Genomic DNA, 20,615 nt, shown 5'->3' on the forward strand with positions numbered 1-20,615 from the left:
CGCATCCGTCCGCGCGCCGCTTGGAGCGCTCAGACCGCTTGCAGCTTCCCCGCGAGATAAGCGAGTTGACTGCGGTTGCGGGCGCCGAATTTTTCGCGCAACTGGCGCAAGTGATAGTCGACGTTGTGCACGGTCGTGTTCAGCCGCGCCGCGATCGCTTTGTCGGACATGCCGACGACGACCGCGCCCAAGATGCGCTGCTGCAATTGCGAGAGGCTGCCGGCGGCGTCTTGGCGGCAAATGGCTTGGACGTAGGCCGCGCACCGTTGGTGCAGCGAGAGGCCGAGCCCGAGCGCTTGAGCGATGACGCTGTCGGTGATCCATTCGCAATGCTCGGGCGGCCCGGCAAAGAGAATCAGCGCGCGCAGGGGCGTGCGGGCAATCGGCAGGCTGAACGCGAGGCCGCTGGCGAGCCCGTTCTCGCGCATGCCGTCGAAGAAGCTTCGCAGCGGCGGATCGATGCCGTCCTTGCGCGAGGCGTTGACGAGCGAGCGCATGTCCCAGACGTGCGGGCGGCTCGATTCGAACGCGCGGCGCATGTGGGGGTCGCGCAAAAGGTAGCCGCCGCCGAGCGATTGCGGCAGCAGATCGCTTGCCAAGTAATCCCGCAGCAAGTAGGCGTACTCGGGCTGCTTGTGCGCGTCCAGCTTCAGCGCGGCATAGCCGAGGCCCGAAAAGCCGATGATGTTGAGAATGCCGCGGATCATGCGGATGCGTTCGTCGGCCGAGCGCGCCGCGCCGAGTTCGGCGGCGAGGAACGTTGCGTCGCCGGTCTCTTCGGCACGCACGAGCGGGGCCACGTCCGTTTCGTCGATGTAGCGAATCTCGCATTGCCCGCGCGGTTTGGAGCGCTGCGCCGGTTCCGGTTGCGATGCCGGCTTGGCGGCCGATGCCGATGCAGGTTGCAGATCTTCGCGTTCCTCGACCAAGTCGAGAGTTGACATGGGGAGTCCTATCTATCGTTGTTTTTTGGAATAGTTCACGGCGCCGGACTGCATGCGAGAGGCGCGATCGGAGACGGTGCGCCGACGGGTTGCACCCGCCGGAGGTATCACCGTATCTTCCGACGATTGTATTGAGGCCGTTCGGCGAACGCCGCTTGGCATTTCGTAGTGGCGGGGAGTGGGCAAGTAAGCGAAATGCGTGGTTTTACGAAATGTCGTGGCGCATGCGGGTCCCCGGCGGGGAGGGAGCGGGGGATAAAAAGTTCCAGTTCCGAGGGACCCGATTGCGTGTAAGATGCTGTATGGATATACAGGTTTTTGTGGGTATCGATGCTTTCCGCCTCCGTTCGTGCCGAAGATCTCCATCCGTCGCTGTGGCGGGCTTCGCAGTTGGCGCATGGGCGCACGCGCGTCGTGGATACGGGATATCCGGCGCTGTCGGCCGAGTTGCCCGGCGGCGGCTGGCCGCTCGGCGCGCTGATCGATTTGCTCGTCCAGCAGCCGGGGATCGGCGAGATGCGGCTGTTGCAGCCCGCGCTCAGCGCATTGGGCGAGCGGCCCGTGGCGTTGCTGCAGCCGCCTCAGGTACCCAATGGTCTGGGGCTCGGCTATATCGGGTTGCCGCTCGAGCGCCTGCTTCATATCAAGGCGCCCAAGACGGGCGATGCGTTGTGGTCCGCCGAGCAAATCCTGCGGGCGGGCAGTTGCGGCGCGTTGATTTTCTGGGCGTCGTCGGCGCAATCGGCATCGCTGCGGCGGCTCCATCTCGCGGCGCAATCCGCTGAAACGCTGTTCGTCATGGTGCGGCCGCTCACGGTGACGCAAGAAGCGTCGCCGGCTTTGCTGCGCATGGCGCTGCGACCATCGGCTCACGGGTTGACGGTCGATATCGTGAAACGGCGAGGGCCCCTGCGCGTGGAGCCTTTGTCGATTTCGTTGCAACCCACCCCTGTTTTGCTGTCTCGCCATGCGCGTCTATCTCGCCGTCCATTTGCCGAAACTGCCGCTCGAAGTCTTCCGACCGAAGTGGCTGCCTGAACCGAAGGCCGGCAGCGTCGCGCTCGAGAAAGAGCACGTCGTTATCGCCGATGCCGCGGCGCGCGCGGCGGGAATCCGCCTGGGCATGAAGCGCGGCGGCGTGCTGACGCTATCGGCCGACGTGCTGATGTTCGAGCGCGATGCGGCGCGCGAGGCGCAGGCGGCGCGCGAAGTGGGCATGGCGCTGATGCGGTTCTCCCCCGACGTAACGCTGGCCGGGGAGGCGACGATCATCGTCGAGGTCGGCGCGAGCTTGAGATTGTTCGGCGGGGTGCGGGTCCTGTGCCGGCAGGCGCGCGCGATTCTCGACGCGCTCGGCTTTACGGCGCGTATCGGCGTCGCGCCGACGGGGCAGGGTGCGTGGCTGCTTGCGCGCCATGGCAACCGGCGCGTGTTGCGGCTCGCCTCGCTCGAACGCGTCTTGTCGCCGTTGCCTATGTTGTCGGTGCCGGAAGCGCGGCCCTTTGCCGATTGGTTCGCGGGGCTCGGTTGCGCGACGATCGCCGACTTGCGCCGCTTGCCGCGCGCGGGGTTGCAGCGGCGCTGCGGCGAGCACGTGCTCGATTCGCTCGATCGCGCGTTCGGCACGGCGCCCGAACTGTTCGATTGGCTCGTGTTGCCGCCTACGTTTTCCGCGCGTCTGGAGTTGCCCGATCGCATCGAGCATGCGGACGGCGCGCTTTACGCCGCGCACCGGTTGATCGTGCAATTGTGCGGCTGGCTCTGCGCCAAGCAATTGGCCGTGACGGCCATCGTGCTTTCGCTCGAACACGAGCGCGGCAGGCAAGCGATGGCGCCCACGCTCCTTGAAATCGCGCTCGGCGAACCCGCCTGGCAGGAGGCGCATCTGCTGCGTCTGCTCAAGGAGCGGTTGCACCGGATCGAATTGGCGGCGCCCATGATCGCGGTGCGGCTCGACGCCTCGAAGGTGGAGGCGGCCGCCCCGCCGGCCGAGCAGCTTTTTCCGGAGCCGGGCGGTTCGGCGCAAAGCCATGCGCGTCTGCTCGAACTGCTGGTGGCCCGGCTCGGCGAGGACAATGTTTTGCGCCCCGCGCCGACGGCCGATTACCGGCCCGAGGTGGCCAACCGGTGGGTGCCGCTCGGCGAGCATCATGCGAAGACCAAGGGCACGCTGCCTGAGGGATTGCCGCGGCCCACCTGGATGCTTGCCGCGCCGGTGCGTTTGCTCACGCGGGCGCATCGCCCGTTCTACGGGTCGCCGCTGCGCGTCGTCTCGCCGGCCGAGCGCATCGAGGCCGGGTGGTTCGACGGCGAACTCGTCACGCGCGATTACTTCGTCGCCGAGGCCGACGACAAAAGCTATTACTGGATTTACCGCGAACGCGTGAGTAGCCGCGACGCGGACGAAGGACCTCGCTGGTTCCTTCACGGCTTATTCGGATGATGCGATGGTTCCCGGTTTCAATGGGCTGCCGGCGTACGCCGAGCTTTTTTGCTTCTCCAACTTCACGTTCTTGCGCGGCGCATCGCACGCGCAAGAACTCGTCGCGCGCGCCGCTCAGCTCGGCTATGCGGGCATCGCGATCACCGACGAATGCTCGCTCGCGGGCGTCGTGCGCGCTCACGACGCGGCCAAGGAGGTGGGGCTGCCGCTCGTCATCGGCTCGTATTTCCGCTTATGCCATGCCGATGGCTCGCCCTCGTTCGGACTCATCTTGCTCGCACAAAACCGCGAGGGGTACGGCAATTTGTCGGAGCTCATCACGCTTGCGCGCACGCGTTCGCCGAAGGGGGAATACCGGCTGACGCCATACGATCTCTCGCGGCCGCAAGCCGAGCATGCGCATTTGCGCGGGATGCCCGATTGCCTGGCGATTCTCGTGCCCGACTTTCCGGCCAAGGAAGAGGTGCTCGCCGCGCAACTCGAATGGCTCGACGAGACGTTTCCGGGCCGAGCCTGGGCGGGGCTCGTGCTCCATCAGCGGGCGATGGACGACATTCACCGCGGCGCGGTGGAGTATGTCGCACGCTGCCAGGGCTTGCCGGTCGTCGCACTCGGCCAGGTCGTCATGCATGTGCGTTCGCGCAAGCCGCTGCAAGATACGATGACGGCCATCCGCGTCGGCAAGAGCGTGCACGAATGCGGTTACGAACTCGCGCCCAATGCCGAGCAGCATTTGCGCTCGCGGCTGCGCCTCGTCAATCTTTATTCCGACGAAGCGCTGCGCGAGACGATCCATATCTTGTCGCGCTGCACCTTCTCGCTCGAGGAGCTGAAGTACGAGTATCCCGACGAACTCGTGCCCGAGGGCTTCACGCCTACCGCCTATCTGCGGCAAGAAACCTACGCCGGTGCGCTGCGGCGTTTTCCGGCCGGCATCCCTCATCCGGTGCAGCAGCAGATCGAACACGAACTCGCGCTGATTGCCGATCTGCGTTACGAGCCGTATTTCTTGACGGTCTACGATATCGTGCGCTTCGCGCGCAGCCAAAACATCTTGTGCCAAGGGCGCGGCTCGGCCGCCAATTCGGCCGTTTGCTATTGCCTGGGGATTACCGAGGTCGACCCGGGGCGCGGCAATATGCTCTTCGAGCGCTTCATCAGCAAGGAGCGGGGCGAGCCGCCCGATATCGACGTCGATTTCGAGCACCAGCGGCGCGAGCTCGTCGTGCAATACATCTACCGCAAATACGGCCGGCACCGCGCGGCGATCGCGGCGGCCGTCTCCACTTACCGGCCACGCGGTGCGTTGCGCGACACGGGCAAGGCGCTCGGCGTCGATCCGCAAATCGTCGATGCCGTCGCCAAGTCGCATCATTGGTTCGATACGAGTCACGACCTGCTCGCCCGCTTCGAAGAGTCGGGACTCGATCCCAGTCAACCGCTGATCCAAGCCTGGGCGCGGCTGGCGGTGCAATTGCTGAATTTTCCGCGCCATCTATCGCAGCACTCGGGCGGTTTCGTCATCAGCCGCGGCAAGCTGACGCGGCTCGTGCCGGTGGAGAATGCGGCGATGCCCGATCGCTCCGTCATCCAATGGGATAAAGACGATCTAGAGTCTTTAGGACTGCTCAAGATCGACGTATTGGCGCTCGGCATGCTGTCGGCGATACGGCGTGCGCTCGAACTCGTTTCCGAGCGGCGCGGCGAGCGCTTCGAGATGCAGGATATCCCGCCCGAGGACGAGAAGACCTACGCGATGATTTCGCGTGCGGATACGGTTGGCGTTTTCCAGATCGAATCGCGCGCGCAGATGAGCATGCTGCCGCGGTTGCGGCCGGAAACGTTCTACGACCTCGTGATCGAGGTGGCGATCGTGCGGCCGGGGCCGATCCAAGGCGGCGCCGTGCATCCGTATTTGCGCAGGCGGCAGGGGTTCGAGCCGGTGACTTATCCGAGCCAAGCGTTGGAGTCCGCATTGGGGCGCACACTCGGGGTGCCGATTTTTCAAGAGCAAGTGATGCAGGTCGCGATTCTCGCGGCCGGATTCAGCGCGGGCGAAGCCGATCAACTGCGCCGGGCGATGGCGGCCTGGAAGCGCAAGGGCGGTTTGCAACGGTATTACGACCGCATCGTAAACGGGATGCTCGAACGCGGGTACGAACGCAGCTTTGCCGATGCCATCTTCGAGCAGATCAAAGGCTTCGGCGAATACGGCTTTCCCGAGAGCCATGCGGCGAGCTTCGCGTTGCTCGTCTATGCGAGCAGTTGGCTCAAGTGTCACGAGCCCGAGGCATTTCTCGCGGCGATGCTCAATAGTCAGCCGATGGGTTTTTATTCGCCGTCCCAGCTTGTGCAGGATGCACGCCGGCATGGCGTGAAGGTGATGCCGGCCGACGTAACGATCAGCGGGTGGGATGCCGTACTCGAACCGGTCGAAGGTGCGGCCCGTCCGGCGGTGCGTCTCGGCCTCTCGCTCTTACGCGGCATGAAGCAAGAGGTGGCGGAGCGCATCGAAAACGCACGCGCCGTGCGCTCGTTCGAAAGCGTGCACGATCTGGCGCGCCGCGCGCAGCTCGATCGGCATGATTTGCACGTATTGGCCGATGCGAATGCGTTATCCGCGCTCGTCGGCAATCGACGCGAAGCGCTTTGGCATTCGGTGGCGGCCGTGCCTCAGCGCGACATGCTGGCCACGGCGGTCGAGGCGGACGATACTCCGCTGTTGGGCGCGCCGACGGAAGGGCAAAACATCGTGGCCGATTACCGCTCGTCCGGACTGACGCTGCGCCGTCATCCGCTCGCGCTGCTGCGCGCGCAACTGCTGGACATGCGGCTGATGCCTGCATCGAAGCTGTCCGGCTATCGCGACGGTCAACCGGCGCGAGGCTGCGGCATCGTGACGGTTCGTCAACGGCCGGGCACGGCCAAAGGCGTGATATTCGTGACGATCGAAGACGAGACGGGCAACGTCAACGTCATCGTTTGGCCGAGCCTGCTCGAAAAACAGCGCAAGGAAGTGCTCGGCGCTTCGCTGCTGGCCGTCTACGGCGTGTGGCAGTGCCAGGGAGAGGTGCGCCATCTCGTGGCCAAGCGGCTCGTGGATTTATCCCATCTTTTAGGCGGCCTGCAATCGGAGAGCCGCAATTTCTGTTGATCGAAATGCGCGTCGAATCGCCGCTATCGAAGCGACGGGGCGGGCGTGGGCCAGGTGCTCAGTACCTCGGCGATCGCGACGTCGAATGGCGTACGCCGACCGATCCCGAGCGCTTCGAGCCTGCTCGAATCCAGATGGCAGTCGCGCGGACGCGGTGTGCCTTCGCCGCTCGTGGTTTGCGGCTCGAGACGAGCATCGATGGCGAGTGCGCGCGCGATGCGCGAGGCAATCTCGAACTTCGTCATGGGCTCGTCGCCGGACCACTGCGCGATACCGCACACCGCTTGCCCCTTCGCGTGCAGCTCGAGCATGCCGCGAATCACATAAGCGACATCCGGCGTGTAAGTCGGATAACGGGTTGCCCAAGCATCCATCGGCGCAGGGCTTGCCCCCGGCGCTTGCGAGGCGACGACGGCTGGCGCGAGACTCGTCACGGCCGACTCGGCCCAATCGAGCACCGGACCGTAAAGCAGCGGCAGCCGCAGCACGCAGCCCAGCTCGGTCGATTGCGCGAGCGCGCGCTCGCCATCGAGCTTGCTTAGACCATAAGCGTTGAGCGGAGCGGGCCGATCGTCGATGCGATAGGGCGGTGCGCTGCCGTCGAAGACGTAATCGGTCGAAATCGAGAGTACCCATGCACCGCATTGCCGCGCCGCCGACGCGATAGCGCGTACGGCATCGACGTTCAACGCCCGCGCGGCGATCGGATCGCGCTCGCAGACATCGGGCCGGCGCTCGGCCGCGGCGATGACGATCGCGTCCGGACGCAACCGATCGACGAAAGACGCGACGGCCGCCGCATCGCGGACGTCGAGCGCGGCCATCTCGCCTTGTACGCGCCGATGCGCTGTGGGCACCACGCGCCAACCGGCGCGCGTGCCGAGCTCCCGCACGAGCGCGCGCCCAAGCAGGCCGGACGCGCCGATGACGGCAATCGTGAACATCTCGCCGAGCCGCCTCAAGCGTCGACGATCGTGCGACTGCCCTTGACCTCGTAGCCGGCCTCGACGATCGCGTTGCCGAGGCGTTCGGCGTTTTCGCGCGATTGCACGCGTACGCGCTGATCGTCCAGATTCACCTCCACCAGCGCGGCCGTATCGATCGCGCGGATCGCTTTCGTTACCGCGCCCACGCAGTGCTGGCAGCTCATACCTTCGACTTGGAATTCGATCATTGCAAAGTTCCTTTTAAAAGGGGGCATCATCCGAGAGCGCGCGGCATTCGCCGAGCGCTGGCTTCTGTCGAAGCGTATACCTTCCTGTCGTGGGAAGGTATACGCTTTTGGTCGTCGAAAGGAGATTCGTCATGAATATCGGGGAAGCGGCCCGTGAGTCCGGGGTGACGGCCAAGATGATTCGCTACTACGAGAGCGTCGAGTTGCTGGCGCCCAAGGGGCGTACCGACGCCGGCTACCGTGTATACGGGAAGCAAGAGGTTCACACCTTACGTTTTATCCGCCAGGCTCGGCACCTCGGCTTCTCCATCGACGACATTCGCAAGCTGCTGGCCCTCTGGCAAGACCGCTCGCGCGCAAGCGCCGAAGTCAAGACGATTGCGCTCCAACATGTGGCCGATCTCGAACGGCGCATCGCCGAACTGTCGGAAATGCGCGACACTCTGACTCATCTGGCCGACCATTGCCACGGCGATGCGCGGCCCGACTGTCCGATTCTCGAGGGGCTCGCAAGTCTCGACGAATGCGCAGACGGCCCGCATAGCCAATGCAGGCAAGGCTGAGCATCCGTCCAAACATGTTGGCACCTGATTGGTGCATTCATGACGTATTCGTGACTCCCGGTGCACCATTCCAAATCGGAATGCCCTTCATTCGAGCATTTCACTCGCAATTTCTCGCAAGGCCTCTATAATCCGGGTTAACCCTTTTACGGGAAATCCCTGATGCGCGATCCGCTGGGGACGAGACCCGACCCTTGGAGAACATCATGTTTGCCTACATCCTCGAAAAGCTCAGCAACTGGTTCGAATCCGCCGAACGTAGCCGTCGCGAAGCGTATCTCGCCTCGTCGTCGGACGTGGTCGATCTGGAGCGCCGCCTGCGCTCGCTCGAAGCAAACGGCTATTCGATCTAAGCCGAGCAAGACCCGGCGGCTCGAAACCGAGCGCCTGCGCTCATCGAAGCGCTGAAGTGACTGTTGCAAGCCTCGCTCCATTGGCGAGGCTTTTGTTTTTGCGACGTGCGGGCCACGACGTGCGGCGAGACTAGCGCGAACATCGCCGCCGCGCTAAGGTGTGAGCATTCGCGGCGGGCTATCCGCCGCTCGGCCATTCCCGGGGATCGTTTCCATGCGTCTTTTCGTCTCGCTTCGCTTGCATGGTGCCATCCGCGCCGCGGCTTACGTCGCCCTCATGGCCGTTGCTTCACAGGCCATGGCCGGCACGCAGGCCTTGGAGCTGGGGACGCAGACGGGCATCAACGACGGCCAGAGCGGCGTGGAACTCGATACCCAGACCGGTATTCACGACGGCCAAAGCGGCCTGGTCCTTCAAAATGCGCCGTTCTCGCGCGCGCCGATGGTCCCCGCCAAGCGGCTGCCGACGCTCGATCCCGCGGAAGCGGGCGCAGAGCAGCCGCCCATCATCGTCGAGCCATACATCGGATTGCCTGGCGCCAATGGCGCGGCGCCCGCCGGTGCCACCGGGTATCGCGTGGCACCCGGTTATCGCCAGTGAATCGCGGCAAAGCCAAAACCTCTAAGCGATCCGCGATTCCAGCTTGAACTTGGCGTTCGCGTCTTGCCCCAGGGCGTCGACCAGGTACGGAAGCGCCTCCTTTAGCGCGGCCGCCAGCGTATAGGGCGGGTTCAAGATGAACATCCCGCTGCCGTATAGTCCGAAGCCATCGGAAGGCGGCTCGCTGACGGTCAACGTCGCATGCAGCCAATTGGTCTGCTGTAGCTGCTTCAACTGCTCCGGAAACCGCTGCGACTCCACACGCGTGACTTGCGGATACCAGACCGCGTACATGCCGGTCGCGAAGCGCTTCAAGCTCTCTTCCAGGCACGTGATCGTGCGCGCGTAGTCGCGTTTGTCTTCGAACGAAGGATCGACGAGGATCAGCGCGCGGCGCGGCGGCGGGGGCAGCAACGCCTTGATGCCGTCGAAGCCGTCTCCGGCGTAGAGCATGGCGCGGCGGCCCGCATCGCGGAAGTTATGACGTAACACGTCGATCTCGGTACTGTGCAGCTCGAACAGCCGCATGCGGTCTTGCTCTCGCATGAGCCGCCAAGCGAGATAGGGCGAGCCCGGGTAGTAGCGCAATTGGCCGTCCGGGTTCAACGCACCGACCTGCTCCACGTAGTCGCGCAGCGCGGCCGGCAAGTCCGTACGCTCCCAGAGCTTCGCGATGCCGGTTTGGAATTCGGCGGTCTTGGTCGCATAGCCTTCCGTCAGCGAGTACACGCCCGCGCCGGCATGGGTGTCGATATACCAATAGGCTTTGTCCTTCTGCCCCAAATAGCGCAGCAACTGTACGACGACAGCATGCTTGAGGACATCGGCGTGATTGCCTGCGTGGAAGGCGTGACGGTAGCTGAGCATACGGACGGACGGTTCGAAGCGTGAGAATCGGGTGGCTTGGCACGCCGGCGAGTGAACGCTCGGACGGGGCGCGTATTGTACGGTACCGCAAGTCGGTACGACTCAGCGCCCCGGCACGCGGGCATCTCGATCAGCGCGCGGCGTCGCCGATGATCTCCTCGATGGCTTGATGGATTTCCGGCGTGATGCGCGTGGCCACTTCCGCCGCCTTCATGTTTTCGCCAATCTGCTCGACACGCGACGCGCCCGTGATGACGGTGCTGACGTTCGGGTTCGTGAGCACCCAGCCGATCGCGAGTTGGCCGATCGTGCAACCCAGCTCGCGCGCGAGCGTTTCCAATTGCGCCACGCGTTCGTTCTTGTCCGCATCGGTTAGTTGCGTGCGCAACCAATCGTAACCTTGCAGTTGGGCGCGGCTGCCCTCGGGCACGCCGCCTCGGTATTTGCCCGTCAACAGGCCGGACGCCAGCGGGCTCCACGTCGTCAAGCCCAATCCGATGTCCTCGTACAGCCGCGCATATTCCTCTTCGACGCGTTTGCGGCAAAAGAGGTTGTATTGCGGCTGCTCCATGACGGGCTTGTGCAGATGATGGCGTTCCGCGATCTCGTACGCCGCGCGAATCTCGTCCGCGCTCCATTCCGATGTGCCCCAATACAGTGCCTTGCCTCGCGTGATCATGTCGCTCATCGCCCAAACGGTTTCCTCGATCGGCGTGTTCGGATCCGCGCGATGGCAAAACACAAGGTCGACGTAATCGAGTTGAAGGCGTGCGAGCGAGCCGTCGATCGCATTGTGCAAGTACTTGCGATTGAGCGTGTGGTACTGGTTCGGCGCCTCGCTCAAGCCCCAATAGAATTTCGTGGAGACGATATAGCTCACGCGCGGCCAGGCGAGTTCCTTCAGTGCCTGACCCATGATTTCCTCGGCCTTGCCGCTCGCGTAGACTTCGGCGTTGTCGAAGAAATTCACGCCTGCGTCGCGTGCCGCAGCCAGCGATTCGCGCGCGACCCGCCGGTCCACTTGATTGCCGTAAGTCACCCAAGAACCTAGCGAGAGTTCGCTGACTTGCAGGCCGGAACGGCCCAAACGCCGATAATTCATGCATGCCTCCTTGGAGCGTGATAACGCGGTGTGAACACCGCAGCTTAATCCTATCGGCAGCGAAACGTACTCGCGCCGAACGTTGGGGCACAATAGCGAAGTCCGTGGCGGGGCGCCAATTCGGCCGAACGGTATATGAAGTTCTGCCAGGTTGCCGGGCGCCGCCCGCCATGATGTCATTGTCCACGCACGCTTGAGAGGTGACGAATGTCGTCGTTGAATACGAGTCTGAACGGGAAGGTCGCGGTCGTGACGGGCGCGGCAAGCGGGATCGGCAAGGAAATCGCGCGTACGTTGGCCGCGCAAGGCGCCGCGGTCGCGATCGCCGATCTGAACCTAGCGGGGGCGCAAGCCGCCGCCGAGGGAATTCGCGCGCAAGGCGGCCAGGCGCTCGGCGTCGCAATGGACGTGACGAACGAAGACGCCGTCAATCGCGGCATCGACGAAGTCGCGGCGCAGTTCGGTTCGGTCGATATCCTGGTGTCGAACGCGGGGATCCAGATCGTCAACCCGATCGAGAACTACAGCTTCTCCGATTGGAAGAAGATGCAGGCCATTCACGTCGATGGCGCCTTTCTCACCACGAAGGCCGCGCTCAAGCATATGTACAAGGGTGAGCGCGGCGGCGTCGTGATCTATATGGGCTCGGTGCATTCGCACGAGGCGTCGCCGCTGAAATCCGCCTATGTCACGGCGAAACACGCGCTGCTCGGTCTGTCCCGCGTGCTGGCGAAGGAAGGCGCCGCGCACAACGTGCGTTCGCACGTCGTATGCCCCGGGTTCGTCCGCACGCCGCTCGTCGATAAGCAAATCCCCGAGCAAGCGAAGGAACTCGGTATCACCGAGGAAGAAGTGGTCAAGCGCGTCATGCTCGGCCAAACGGTCGATGGCGTGTTCACGACCGTCGAGGACGTGGCGCAGACCGTGCTGTTCCTGTGCACCTTCCCGAGCGCGGCTTTGACGGGGCAGTCGTTCATCGTCTCCCACGGCTGGTGCATGCAGTAAGGAGGCGAGATGGGGGAGCGCAAGGGGACGCGCGTTCGCGCGAACGCGACGGTGGCGGATGGCGCCGAACAACACGCGGCAGGGCGAACGGCGCGCTCGGTGCCGCGCATCGCCTTGCCTCCTTATGAAACTGTCGCGCTCGTGCTGCAGGGGGGCGGCGCGCTCGGCGCCTATCAGGCGGGTGTATACGAGGGGCTGCATGAAGCCGGCATCGTACCGAACTGGATCGCCGGTATTTCGATCGGGGCGCTCAATACGGCCATCATTGCCGGTAATGCCCCCGAGCATCGCGTCGCGAGGTTGAAGGAGTTTTGGAATACCGTCTGTCAGCCCGCTTACGGTTTTTCCTTGCCGCCGGCGCTCGAGCAAGTCTTCTTCGATTCGCCCGCGCCCGTGCGTACGGCTTTCACGACCATGCAGGCATTCAGCGCCCTAGTGGACGGGCAGCGCGGCTTTTTCGTGCCGCGCGTGCCGCCGCCATTGCCGTTTACGCCCAGCACACCCGCAACGGCGAGTTGGTATGACACGGCACCGCTCAAAGCGACGCTCGAGCGTTTGTGCGACTTCGACAGGATCAATTCGGGTGAAACCCGCGTTTCCGTTGCGGCGGTGAACGTCGGTACCGGCAACTTCGAGTATTTCGACAACCGGCACAAGGTGTTGCGGGCCGAGCATTTCATTGCCTCGGGTTCGCTGCCTCCGGGGTTCGCGGCGACGGAGATCGACGGAGAGTACTACTGGGACGGCGGGCTCATGTCCAATACGCCGCTGTCCGAAGTGATTCAGACCACGCCGCGTCGCGATACGCTCGCGTTCCAGGTCGACCTATGGAGCGCCCGCGGTCCCGTGCCGACGAATCTGACCGACGTGCAGGGCCGCTTGAAAGACATCCAATACTCTAGCCGCACGCGTATGGTCACCGATACGTTGCAGCACTCGCAGCGTTTTCGTCATGTGCTGCGCGAAGTCCTCGCGCGCGTGGCCCCCGAACATCGCGACGATCCGTGGTGCAAGCTGGCCGAGGAGTTGGCATCCTCCCGCCGCTATAACGTCTTTCAGCTTGTCTATCGGGATAAGGAGTTCGACGGCAACTACAAGGACTATCAATTCGGCGAGTCGACGATGAACGTTCACTGGGAATGCGGGCTGCGCGACATTCGCGAGAGCCTCGCGCAGCCGGGATGGCTCGACATGCCCGATAACGATGCCGGATTCGTCACCCACGATATTCATCGAGACCGGCGTTGAAGCACGGCCACGAGGGCGGCGCGAGCGAATAAGAGCGAATAAAAAAGCGCCCCGCGAAACCGCGAGGCGCCTCTTTCATCGGCTGCCGTACCGCTGAGCCGCGTGGGCGCGGCTCGCGGTGCAAGCGTTACTTCAGTACTTGCGCGATGGCGTTGGCCACCGCGTCGATGTTGCGCGTATTGAGCGCGGCGACGCAGATGCGGCCCGTGCTCACGGCGTAAATGCCGAACTCTTCACGCAGGCGATCGACCTGCGCCGCGCTCAAGCCCGAGTACGAGAACATGCCGCGCTGTGCGTTGACGAAGCCGAAGTCGCGCGCGACGCCGGCGCTCTTCAGACGCTCGACGAGGCCGCCGCGCATGGCGCGGATGCGATCGCGCATTTCGCCGAGTTCTTGCTCCCACATCGCGCGCAGTGCCGGCGTGCCGAGCACCGTCGCGACGATCGCGCCGCCGTGCGTCGGCGGGTTCGAGTAGTTCGTGCGGATGACGCGCTTCAGTTGCGACAGGACGCGTGCGGCTTCGTCCTTGCTGTCGGCAATGATCGACAACGCGCCGACGCGCTCGCCGTACAGCGAGAACGACTTCGAGAACGACGACGAGACGAACACGTTCAGTTCTGCGGCGGCGAACAGACGCACGGCTGCCGCGTCGGCATCGATGCCGTCGCCGAAGCCTTGGTAGGCGATATCGAGGAACGGCACGAGGTTGCGCGCCTTCACGACCTCGACGATCTGCTTCCACTGCGCTTCGCTGAGGTCCACGCCGGTCGGGTTGTGGCAGCAAGCATGCAGCACGACGACCGTGCCGGCCGCATAGCTACCCAGCGCGGCGAGCATCGCATCGAAGTTGACGCCGTGCGTTTGCGCGTCGTAGTACGGGTAGGCCACCACTTCGAAGCCGGCGCTCTCGAACAGCGCGCGATGGTTTTCCCAGCTCGGATCGCTGATCGCCACCTTGGCGTTCGGGTTGAGACGTTTCAGGAAGTCGGCGCCGATCTTCAGCGCGCCCGTCCCGCCGAGCGCTTGCGCCGTGACGACGCGGCCCGCGGCGATCAACGGCGATGCATCGCCGAGCAGTAGCTTTTGCACCGATGCGTCGTATGCCGCGATCCCTTCGATCGGCAGATAGCCGCGCGGCAACGCTTGGCTCACGCGCGCTTGTTCCGCTTCGCGAACGGCGCGCAGCAGCGGGATCTTGCCTTCTTCGTTCGTGTAGACGCCCACGCCGAGATTGACTTTGGTCGGGCGCGTATCGGCATTGAAGGCCTCGTTGAGGCCAAGGATCGGGTCGCGGGGCGCGAGTTCGACTGCGGAGAACAGGGACATGGTGTCTTTGGACGGTAGTGGAAACGTAAAAGCGGGCATTGCTGCATGCGCCGGCCGCCTTGGCCGAGGCAATTCGATCCGACTATCGGACTGCCCACCGGCGCGCAGGCGGGGCGCCGAATGCGTAATTGTAGCGAATCCCGCCCCCCTGTTGCCGCGCTTTTACCGGACGAGCGGCCAATCGGTCTGCACGATCGTGCGCTTTTTTACCGGAAAGCGGGGCGGCAAGGCTGGCCCGACGCGATCCGAGCGTCCATTCCGGGCGGCACCGCGGCCTGCTGCCCAGGCGAGCGCGAAACGCTAGAATGGTTGTTTTGTCGGCGAAGGAAGCGCCATTTCCATGTCCGAAGCTCAGCCCCATTCGGCCGAAGCCCTCGACGAATCGAAGTTCGTCGAATTCGAGGGTTCGCCGTTCCATCTTTATCAGCCTTATCCGCCGGCCGGCGACCAGCCCACTGCGATTACGCAACTGGTCGAGGGCGTCGAGGACGGCTTGTCCTATCAGACGCTGCTCGGCGTGACGGGGTCCGGCAAGACATTCACGATGGCAAACGTCATCGCGAGGCTCGGCCGGCCGGCGATCGTGTTCGCGCCGAATAAAACGCTCGCGGCGCAGTTGTACTCGGAGTTTCGCGAGTTCTTTCCGCGCAACGCCGTCGAGTATTTCGTGTCGTACTACGACTACTACCAGCCGGAAGCGTACGTCCCGCAGCGCGACTTGTTCATCGAGAAGGATTCCTCGATCAACGAACATATCGAGCAGATGCGTCTGTCGGCTACCAAGAGTCTCATGGAGCGGCGCGACGTCGTGATCGTGGCGACGGTGTCCGCCATCTACGGTATCGGTAATCCGAGCGAATACCACCAGATGATCTTGACGCTGCGCACGGGCGACAAGATCGGACAGCGCGACGTCATCGCCCGCCTGATCGCGATGCAGTACAACCGGAACGAGGCCGATTTTCAGCGCGGCGCGTTCCGCGTGCGCGGCGATACGATCGACGTATTCCCGGCCGAACACGCCGAGATGGCGCTGCGCATCGAGCTGTTCGACGACGAAGTCGAGTCCCTGCAACTGTTCGATCCGTTGACGGGGCGAGTGCGGCAAAAGATTCCGCGTTTTACCGTGTATCCCTCCTCGCACTACGTCACGCCGCGCGAGACGGTGATGCGCGCGGTGGAGACGATCAAGGAGGAGTTGCGCGAGCGCCTGGAGTTCTTTTACGCCGAAGGCAAGCTCGTGGAGGCGCAGCGCCTCGAGCAACGGACGCGTTTCGATCTCGAGATGCTGCAGGAGCTAGGCTTTTGCAAGGGCATCGAAAATTACTCGCGGCACTTTTCGGGGGCGGCGCCCGGCGAGCCGCCGCCTACGCTCGTCGACTATCTGCCCCCCGATGCGCTGATGCTGCTCGACGAGTCGCACGTGCTGATCGGTCAATTGAACGCCATGTACAACGGCGACCGTTCGCGCAAGGAAAACCTCGTGCAATACGGCTTTCGGTTGCCTTCGGCGCTCGATAACCGGCCACTGAAATTCCCCGAGTTCGAACGCAAGATGCGCCAGGCGGTCTTCGTCTCCGCTACGCCCGCCGATTACGAAAAGAAGAAGACGGGCCAGGTCGTGGAGCAGGTCGTGCGGCCGACGGGGCTCGTCGATCCCATCATCGAGGTGCGGCCCGCGCGCTCGCAGGTGGACGACGTACTCAGCGAAATCCATGCGCGCGTGGCCGTGAACGAACGCGTGCTCGTGACCGTGCTGACCAAACGCATGGCCGAGCAGCTCACCGAATTTCTTGCCGATCACGGCGTCAAGGTGCGCTATCTGCATAGCGACATCGATACGGTCGAGCGCGTCGAGATCATTCGCGATCTGCGGCTTGGCGCCTTCGACGTGCTGGTCGGGATCAATTTGTTGCGCGAGGGGCTGGACATCCCCGAAGTGTCGCTCGTGGCGATCCTCGACGCGGACAAAGAGGGCTTCTTGCGCGCCGAACGTTCGCTGATCCAAACGATCGGCCGGGCAGCGCGCAACGTGAACGGCACGGCGATTCTGTACGCGGACAACATGACCGATTCGATGCGCCGCGCCATCGACGAAACGGAGCGCCGGCGCGCCAAGCAGATCGCCTACAACGAGCGGATGGGCATCACGCCGCGCGGCGTCGTCAAGAAGGTCAAGGACATCATCGATGGCGTCTATAGCGCCGACGACGCGCGCGCCGAACTGAAGGAGATGCAGCAGCGCGCGAAGTTCGAGGACATGTCGGAGAAGGACCTCGCCAAGGAGTTCAAGCGTCTCGAGAAGCAGATGATGGAGCACGCCAAGAATCTCGAATTCGAAAAGGCGGCGGCGGCGCGCGATCAACTCGCCGTATTGCGCGAGCGCGTGTTCGGCGCGAACGTCGGGGATTCCGTTTCCGGGCCGGACTAAATCGAAACGACGCCCGCGGCGCGCGGGCGACCCTATGCGCCGAAGGGTCGCTTGGTCCGAATGCCGCCTTCGTGTACACTTATGCTTGATTGATAATCGTTCGCATTTGCGTTCGTGTTTTCGACTGATCTTCCGTTCCGATAAGGCAAAAAGAGGAGTGTTTCGATGCAGCGTTCCACCTGGATTTTGAGCGGCGTGGCCGCCGTGGCGGCAATGACCGCACTGGCGGCGTCGGCGGCCGAGTATCCGATCGGCAAGCCCCAGGTGCAGGGCGGCATGGAAATCGGCGCCGTCTATTTGCAGCCGATCACGATGGATCCGGAAGGCATGATGCGCAAGGCGTCGGATTCCGACGTTCACCTCGAAGCCGATATCCACGCCGTCAAGAACAACCCGACGGGCTTTGCCGAGGGCGACTGGATGCCTTATCTGCAAGTCCACTACGAGCTCAGCAAGGTCGGCGGCAAGCAGACGATCAAAGGCGATTTGATGCCGATGGTCGCGAGCGACGGTCCGCACTACGGCGATAACGTCAAGCTGTTCGGGCCCGGCAAGTACCACATGACGCTGGTGATCGAGCCGCCGATGCAGATGGGTCATATGGCATTCGGCCGCCATACCGATAAAGAGACGGGCGTCGGCCCTTGGTTTAAGCCGATCACGCTCCAATATGATTTCCCGTTCGCGGGTATCGGCAAGAAGGGCGGCTACTAAGCCGCACGGCTCGGCGTAGGGGAACGGTATGAAATGGGTTTCGAAGGCCGCACTGGCCGGTTTGCTCGCCGTTACGGCTATCGCGGCGCATGCCGACGACTCGGTCACGGTCAAGCTCGAGATGGCCGACGGCACGCTCACGCCCGCACGCATCGAAGTGCCGGCCGGCAAGCGTATCCGGATCGAGGTGCACAACAGCGGCAAGGGCGCGGCCGAATTCGAGAGCGTCGAATTGCGCAAGGAAAAGGTGCTCGCACCCGGGGCCGCGTCGGTCGTCGTAATCGCTCCCCAAACGCCGGGCGAATATAAGTTCTTCGACGATTTCCATCAATCGGCGCGAGGCGTCATCGTCGTCAAGTAGTGGCTTTTTGCGCCCGGGGAGTGGAACGACGGGCGCTCGGAGGGTAAGAGATGGGCCAGGTATTGTTCGTCGTATGGCGCGAAAGCGTCGAGGCACTGCTCGTGGTGGGCATCCTTTACGCGTGGCTGAAGAATGGCGACCCGGACGCAAGGCGCGGTTTGCCGTATCTATGGGCGGGCGTAGGCGTCGGCATCCTGGCGGCCGTTGTGCTCGGCGCGGCGCTCGTGGGTTTCAGCGAGGTGCTGTCAGGCGACGCGGCGGACTACTTCCAGACGGGCATGGTCCTCGTCGCATGCTTCTTGATCGTGCAAATGGTGCTTTGGATGAAGCGCCACGGGCGTACGCTCAAACGAGACATGGAGCGCACGCTGCAGGAGCGCACGCGCGACGGCAACGGCTGGGGCGTGGCGGTCCTCGTTGCCCTGGCGATCGCACGCGAGGGCAGCGAAACCGTGATCTTCCTTTACGGCCTCGGCTTTGGTCAGTCGGGCCACGTCAGCCATGGCGACGTCCTCGCGATCGTGCTCGGGCTCGGGCTCGCGTTGTTGACCTTCTATATCCTTCAGCTCGGCGGCCGCGTGTTCTCGTGGCGCCATTTCTTCCGCGTGACCGAGATCATGCTGCTGCTGTTGGGCGCCGGCCTGCTGCAGACAGGCGTCGATAAGCTCATCGATAAAGAAATCTTGCCGCTCGGCATCTCGCAGGTTTGGGATACGTCGAGGCTGCTTGACGATTCGAGCACCATTGGATCGCTGGTTGCCGCACTGACGGGCTATCGTGCCCATCCGGCGCTGACCAATCTCGTCGCTTACGCGCTGTATTGGCTTGTCGTCGGGTGGTTCGCGCGGCGTGCCGGCCGCGCGCCCGCGCCGGCGGCAGGACGCACGGCATGAGTTCGCCCGCGATCGGTGCCGCCGGCCAAGGGCGGCTCGCGCGCGCCGGTGCATGGATGCAACGCAACGGCGCGGCGATCCGCGTGATCCAATGGTCGGTCGTCGCGGTCTACGCATTCTTGATCATCGTTCCCGCATGTATCCCGTTGCCGGGCGAGAGCGCGCATCTTTGGAACAACCTGACGCTAGCGGCCCAGTTCGTGTTTTGGGGCATTTGGTGGCCGTTCGTCTTGCTTTCGATGGTCCTGCTCGGCCGCGTATGGTGCGGGGTGCTATGCCCGGAGGGCGCACTGGCCGAATTCGCCAGCCGTCATGGAAGGGGGAGGGCGATTCCGCGGTGGATGCGATGGGGCGGCTGGCCCTTCGTCGCATTCGGCCTGACGACGATCTACGGCCAAATGGTCAGCGTCTATCAGTATCCGCTCGCCGTATTGCTCGTCTTGGGCGGATCGACGGCGGCCGCGATGGTCATCGGATTTCTTTACGGGCGCGATAAACGCGTCTGGTGCCGCTATTTGTGTCCGGTCAACGGCGTGTTTTCGCTGTTGGCGCGTCTCGCGCCATTCCATTACAAGGTGGACGAAGCCGCTTGGCGGCGTTCCTATACCTCGGGCGAGCGCGGGCATCGCGTGATTCCGATCAATTGCGCGCCGCTGGTGCCGCTCAGAAACATGAAGGGCGCGGCATCCTGCCATATGTGCGGCCGATGCAGCGGTCACCGGGATGCGATCGCATTGAGCTGGCGTTCGCCGGCCCAAGAGGTCGTGGAACTCGGACGAGACGCGGCTAGCGGCTGGGATACGGCCCTGATCCTTTACGGCCTGCTCGGCGTCGCAATCGGCGCATTTCACTGGAGCGCGAGCCCGTGGTTTGTCGAGCTCAAGCAAACGCTGGCCGGCTGGCTTATCGATCACGATGCCACGTGGATGCTCGATACCAATGCGCCGTGGTTTCTCTTCACGCATTATCCCGAGCAAAACGACGTCTTCTCCTGGCTCGACGGCACCTTGCTCATCGGCTACATCCTCGCGACGGCGCTCGTTTATGGCACCGCGCTGCTTGTGCTCGTGACAGCAGCCACGCGCGTGCTAGGCCGGTTCGATCGCTCACGCTTGCATCACCTCACTCAGTCGCTCATTCCCATCGCCGGGGCGGGGGTGTTCTTGGGATTGTCGGCTACGACGTTATCGTTGCTCCGCGCGGAGCATGTTCCGCTGGATTGGGCGTCGACGGTCCGTATCGCCGTGCTGGCGATTGCCAATGCATGGAGCGCTTGGCTGGCTTGGCGTGTGACTGGTCAATACACGGCGCGCGTTGCGTTGCGACTGGGCGCCATGGTGTTCATGGCGGCTGCGCTCGCCGTGGCCGATAGTGCCTGGTGGTTGATGTTCTGGGGCTTTGCTCGATAACGGGACCGGCAGCGGGACCGGCAGCG

The 20,615-nt window shown here is 63.7% G+C and carries 19 protein-coding genes; 13 read left to right on the forward strand and 6 right to left on the reverse strand.

Annotated elements, in window-relative coordinates; translation table 11 throughout:
* Positions 1 to 29 precede the first annotated feature (29 nt).
* Entirely contained in the window at positions 30 to 944 is a 915-nt protein-coding gene (locus DXT59_RS10605) for a helix-turn-helix transcriptional regulator (protein ID WP_116136860.1), read from the reverse strand.
* Between the two features lie 330 nt (positions 945 to 1,274).
* Between DXT59_RS10605 and imuA the strand changes: the two genes are divergently transcribed.
* The 3 genes from imuA to DXT59_RS10620 are packed head-to-tail and all read left to right on the forward strand — an operon-like array spanning position 1,275 to position 6,541.
* A complete protein-coding gene (gene imuA, locus DXT59_RS10610; protein WP_116136861.1) occupies positions 1,275 to 1,982 on the forward strand; it encodes a translesion DNA synthesis-associated protein ImuA in 708 nt (235 codons plus the stop codon).
* A complete protein-coding gene (locus DXT59_RS10615) occupies positions 1,912 to 3,387 on the forward strand; it encodes a Y-family DNA polymerase (protein WP_116136862.1) in 1,476 nt (491 codons plus the stop codon). The genes imuA and DXT59_RS10615 overlap by 71 nt, the downstream gene beginning before the upstream one ends.
* A gap of 4 nt (positions 3,388 to 3,391) precedes the next feature.
* A complete protein-coding gene (locus DXT59_RS10620) occupies positions 3,392 to 6,541 on the forward strand; it encodes an error-prone DNA polymerase (protein WP_116136863.1) in 3,150 nt (1,049 codons plus the stop codon).
* Positions 6,542 to 6,564: 23 nt separating this feature from the next.
* Here the strand turns inward: DXT59_RS10620 and DXT59_RS10625 are convergent, their stop codons facing one another.
* Positions 6,565 to 7,485 (reverse strand): dTDP-4-dehydrorhamnose reductase family protein, encoded by a 921-nt coding sequence (locus DXT59_RS10625; protein WP_116136864.1) that lies wholly within the window; start codon positions 7,483 to 7,485, stop codon positions 6,565 to 6,567.
* 14 nt (positions 7,486 to 7,499) lie between these two features.
* Positions 7,500 to 7,715, reverse strand: a complete 216-nt coding sequence (locus DXT59_RS10630; protein WP_116136865.1) for a heavy-metal-associated domain-containing protein — start codon at positions 7,713 to 7,715, stop codon at positions 7,500 to 7,502.
* Positions 7,716 to 7,846: 131 nt separating this feature from the next.
* Between DXT59_RS10630 and cueR the strand changes: the two genes are divergently transcribed.
* The 3 genes from cueR to DXT59_RS10645 all read left to right on the forward strand — a co-directional run bounded on the left by cueR (position 7,847) and on the right by DXT59_RS10645 (position 9,232).
* The gene (gene cueR, locus DXT59_RS10635; RefSeq protein WP_116136866.1) at positions 7,847 to 8,278 is read left to right on the forward strand and encodes a Cu(I)-responsive transcriptional regulator; all 432 of its coding nucleotides are present in this window, start codon (positions 7,847 to 7,849) and stop codon (positions 8,276 to 8,278) included.
* A gap of 206 nt (positions 8,279 to 8,484) precedes the next feature.
* Positions 8,485 to 8,631 carry a DUF3563 family protein gene (locus DXT59_RS10640; RefSeq protein WP_116136969.1) on the forward strand — a complete coding sequence of 49 codons (147 nt, stop codon included), beginning with the start codon at positions 8,485 to 8,487 and terminating at the stop codon, positions 8,629 to 8,631.
* 214 nt (positions 8,632 to 8,845) lie between these two features.
* A complete protein-coding gene (locus DXT59_RS10645) occupies positions 8,846 to 9,232 on the forward strand; it encodes a hypothetical protein (protein ID WP_205417403.1) in 387 nt (128 codons plus the stop codon).
* 21 nt (positions 9,233 to 9,253) lie between these two features.
* Here DXT59_RS10645 and DXT59_RS10650 read toward each other — a convergent pair whose 3' ends face one another.
* Both DXT59_RS10650 and DXT59_RS10655 read right to left on the reverse strand, forming a co-directional pair.
* Positions 9,254 to 10,099 (reverse strand): 23S rRNA (adenine(2030)-N(6))-methyltransferase RlmJ, encoded by an 846-nt coding sequence (locus DXT59_RS10650; protein WP_116136867.1) that lies wholly within the window; start codon positions 10,097 to 10,099, stop codon positions 9,254 to 9,256.
* 130 nt (positions 10,100 to 10,229) lie between these two features.
* Positions 10,230 to 11,201, reverse strand: a complete 972-nt coding sequence (locus tag DXT59_RS10655; RefSeq protein ID WP_116136868.1) for a potassium channel beta subunit family protein — start codon at positions 11,199 to 11,201, stop codon at positions 10,230 to 10,232.
* Positions 11,202 to 11,408: 207 nt separating this feature from the next.
* On the opposite strand from DXT59_RS10655, the gene DXT59_RS10660 reads away from it, so the two are divergent.
* Complete coding sequence (locus DXT59_RS10660) at positions 11,409 to 12,206, forward strand: 3-hydroxybutyrate dehydrogenase (protein ID WP_116136869.1); 798 nt, start codon at positions 11,409 to 11,411, stop codon at positions 12,204 to 12,206.
* 9 nt (positions 12,207 to 12,215) lie between these two features.
* Positions 12,216 to 13,454 carry a patatin-like phospholipase family protein gene (locus tag DXT59_RS10665; protein ID WP_116136870.1) on the forward strand — a complete coding sequence of 413 codons (1,239 nt, stop codon included), beginning with the start codon at positions 12,216 to 12,218 and terminating at the stop codon, positions 13,452 to 13,454.
* Between the two features lie 127 nt (positions 13,455 to 13,581).
* On the opposite strand, the gene DXT59_RS10670 is transcribed toward DXT59_RS10665, so the two are convergent.
* Complete coding sequence (locus DXT59_RS10670; protein ID WP_116136871.1) at positions 13,582 to 14,781, reverse strand: amino acid aminotransferase; 1,200 nt, start codon at positions 14,779 to 14,781, stop codon at positions 13,582 to 13,584.
* A gap of 340 nt (positions 14,782 to 15,121) precedes the next feature.
* Here DXT59_RS10670 and uvrB point away from each other — a divergent pair, with 340 nt between their 5' ends.
* The 5 genes from uvrB (at position 15,122) to DXT59_RS10695 (ending at position 20,589) form a co-directional block, all read left to right on the forward strand.
* Positions 15,122 to 17,212, forward strand: coding sequence for an excinuclease ABC subunit UvrB (gene uvrB / locus DXT59_RS10675; protein ID WP_116136872.1), 2,091 nt, complete (start codon positions 15,122 to 15,124; stop codon positions 17,210 to 17,212).
* Between the two features lie 165 nt (positions 17,213 to 17,377).
* Positions 17,378 to 17,926: an iron transporter gene (locus DXT59_RS10680; protein WP_116136873.1), complete on the forward strand. Its 549-nt coding sequence runs from the start codon at positions 17,378 to 17,380 to the stop codon at positions 17,924 to 17,926.
* Positions 17,927 to 17,954: 28 nt separating this feature from the next.
* Positions 17,955 to 18,287 carry a cupredoxin domain-containing protein gene (locus tag DXT59_RS10685; protein ID WP_116136874.1) on the forward strand — a complete coding sequence of 111 codons (333 nt, stop codon included), beginning with the start codon at positions 17,955 to 17,957 and terminating at the stop codon, positions 18,285 to 18,287.
* 50 nt (positions 18,288 to 18,337) lie between these two features.
* Complete coding sequence (locus DXT59_RS10690) at positions 18,338 to 19,180, forward strand: FTR1 family iron permease (protein WP_116136875.1); 843 nt, start codon at positions 18,338 to 18,340, stop codon at positions 19,178 to 19,180.
* Complete coding sequence (locus tag DXT59_RS10695; RefSeq protein ID WP_116136970.1) at positions 19,177 to 20,589, forward strand: 4Fe-4S binding protein; 1,413 nt, start codon at positions 19,177 to 19,179, stop codon at positions 20,587 to 20,589. Before DXT59_RS10690 ends, DXT59_RS10695 begins: the two co-directional genes overlap by 4 nt.
* Positions 20,590 to 20,615: the final 26 nt, after the last annotated feature.

It is taken from the genome of Trinickia diaoshuihuensis (assembly GCF_003390925.1).
Taxonomy (GTDB): domain Bacteria; phylum Pseudomonadota; class Gammaproteobacteria; order Burkholderiales; family Burkholderiaceae; genus Trinickia; species Trinickia diaoshuihuensis.

Coding starts and splice junctions, on each gene's coding strand:
- DXT59_RS10605 (WP_116136860.1), bottom strand. CDS start 944: ATGTCAACTCTCGACTTGGTCGAGGAACGCGAAGATCTGCAACCTGCA.
- imuA (WP_116136861.1), top strand. CDS start 1,275: ATGCTTTCCGCCTCCGTTCGTGCCGAAGATCTCCATCCGTCGCTGTGG.
- DXT59_RS10615 (WP_116136862.1), top strand. CDS start 1,912: ATGCGCGTCTATCTCGCCGTCCATTTGCCGAAACTGCCGCTCGAAGTC.
- DXT59_RS10620 (WP_116136863.1), top strand. CDS start 3,392: ATGGTTCCCGGTTTCAATGGGCTGCCGGCGTACGCCGAGCTTTTTTGC.
- DXT59_RS10625 (WP_116136864.1), bottom strand. CDS start 7,485: ATGTTCACGATTGCCGTCATCGGCGCGTCCGGCCTGCTTGGGCGCGCG.
- DXT59_RS10630 (WP_116136865.1), bottom strand. CDS start 7,715: ATGATCGAATTCCAAGTCGAAGGTATGAGCTGCCAGCACTGCGTGGGC.
- cueR (WP_116136866.1), top strand. CDS start 7,847: ATGAATATCGGGGAAGCGGCCCGTGAGTCCGGGGTGACGGCCAAGATG.
- DXT59_RS10640 (WP_116136969.1), top strand. CDS start 8,485: ATGTTTGCCTACATCCTCGAAAAGCTCAGCAACTGGTTCGAATCCGCC.
- DXT59_RS10645 (WP_205417403.1), top strand. CDS start 8,846: ATGCGTCTTTTCGTCTCGCTTCGCTTGCATGGTGCCATCCGCGCCGCG.
- DXT59_RS10650 (WP_116136867.1), bottom strand. CDS start 10,099: ATGCTCAGCTACCGTCACGCCTTCCACGCAGGCAATCACGCCGATGTC.
- DXT59_RS10655 (WP_116136868.1), bottom strand. CDS start 11,201: ATGAATTATCGGCGTTTGGGCCGTTCCGGCCTGCAAGTCAGCGAACTC.
- DXT59_RS10660 (WP_116136869.1), top strand. CDS start 11,409: ATGTCGTCGTTGAATACGAGTCTGAACGGGAAGGTCGCGGTCGTGACG.
- DXT59_RS10665 (WP_116136870.1), top strand. CDS start 12,216: ATGGGGGAGCGCAAGGGGACGCGCGTTCGCGCGAACGCGACGGTGGCG.
- DXT59_RS10670 (WP_116136871.1), bottom strand. CDS start 14,781: ATGTCCCTGTTCTCCGCAGTCGAACTCGCGCCCCGCGACCCGATCCTT.
- uvrB (WP_116136872.1), top strand. CDS start 15,122: ATGTCCGAAGCTCAGCCCCATTCGGCCGAAGCCCTCGACGAATCGAAG.
- DXT59_RS10680 (WP_116136873.1), top strand. CDS start 17,378: ATGCAGCGTTCCACCTGGATTTTGAGCGGCGTGGCCGCCGTGGCGGCA.
- DXT59_RS10685 (WP_116136874.1), top strand. CDS start 17,955: ATGAAATGGGTTTCGAAGGCCGCACTGGCCGGTTTGCTCGCCGTTACG.
- DXT59_RS10690 (WP_116136875.1), top strand. CDS start 18,338: ATGGGCCAGGTATTGTTCGTCGTATGGCGCGAAAGCGTCGAGGCACTG.
- DXT59_RS10695 (WP_116136970.1), top strand. CDS start 19,177: ATGAGTTCGCCCGCGATCGGTGCCGCCGGCCAAGGGCGGCTCGCGCGC.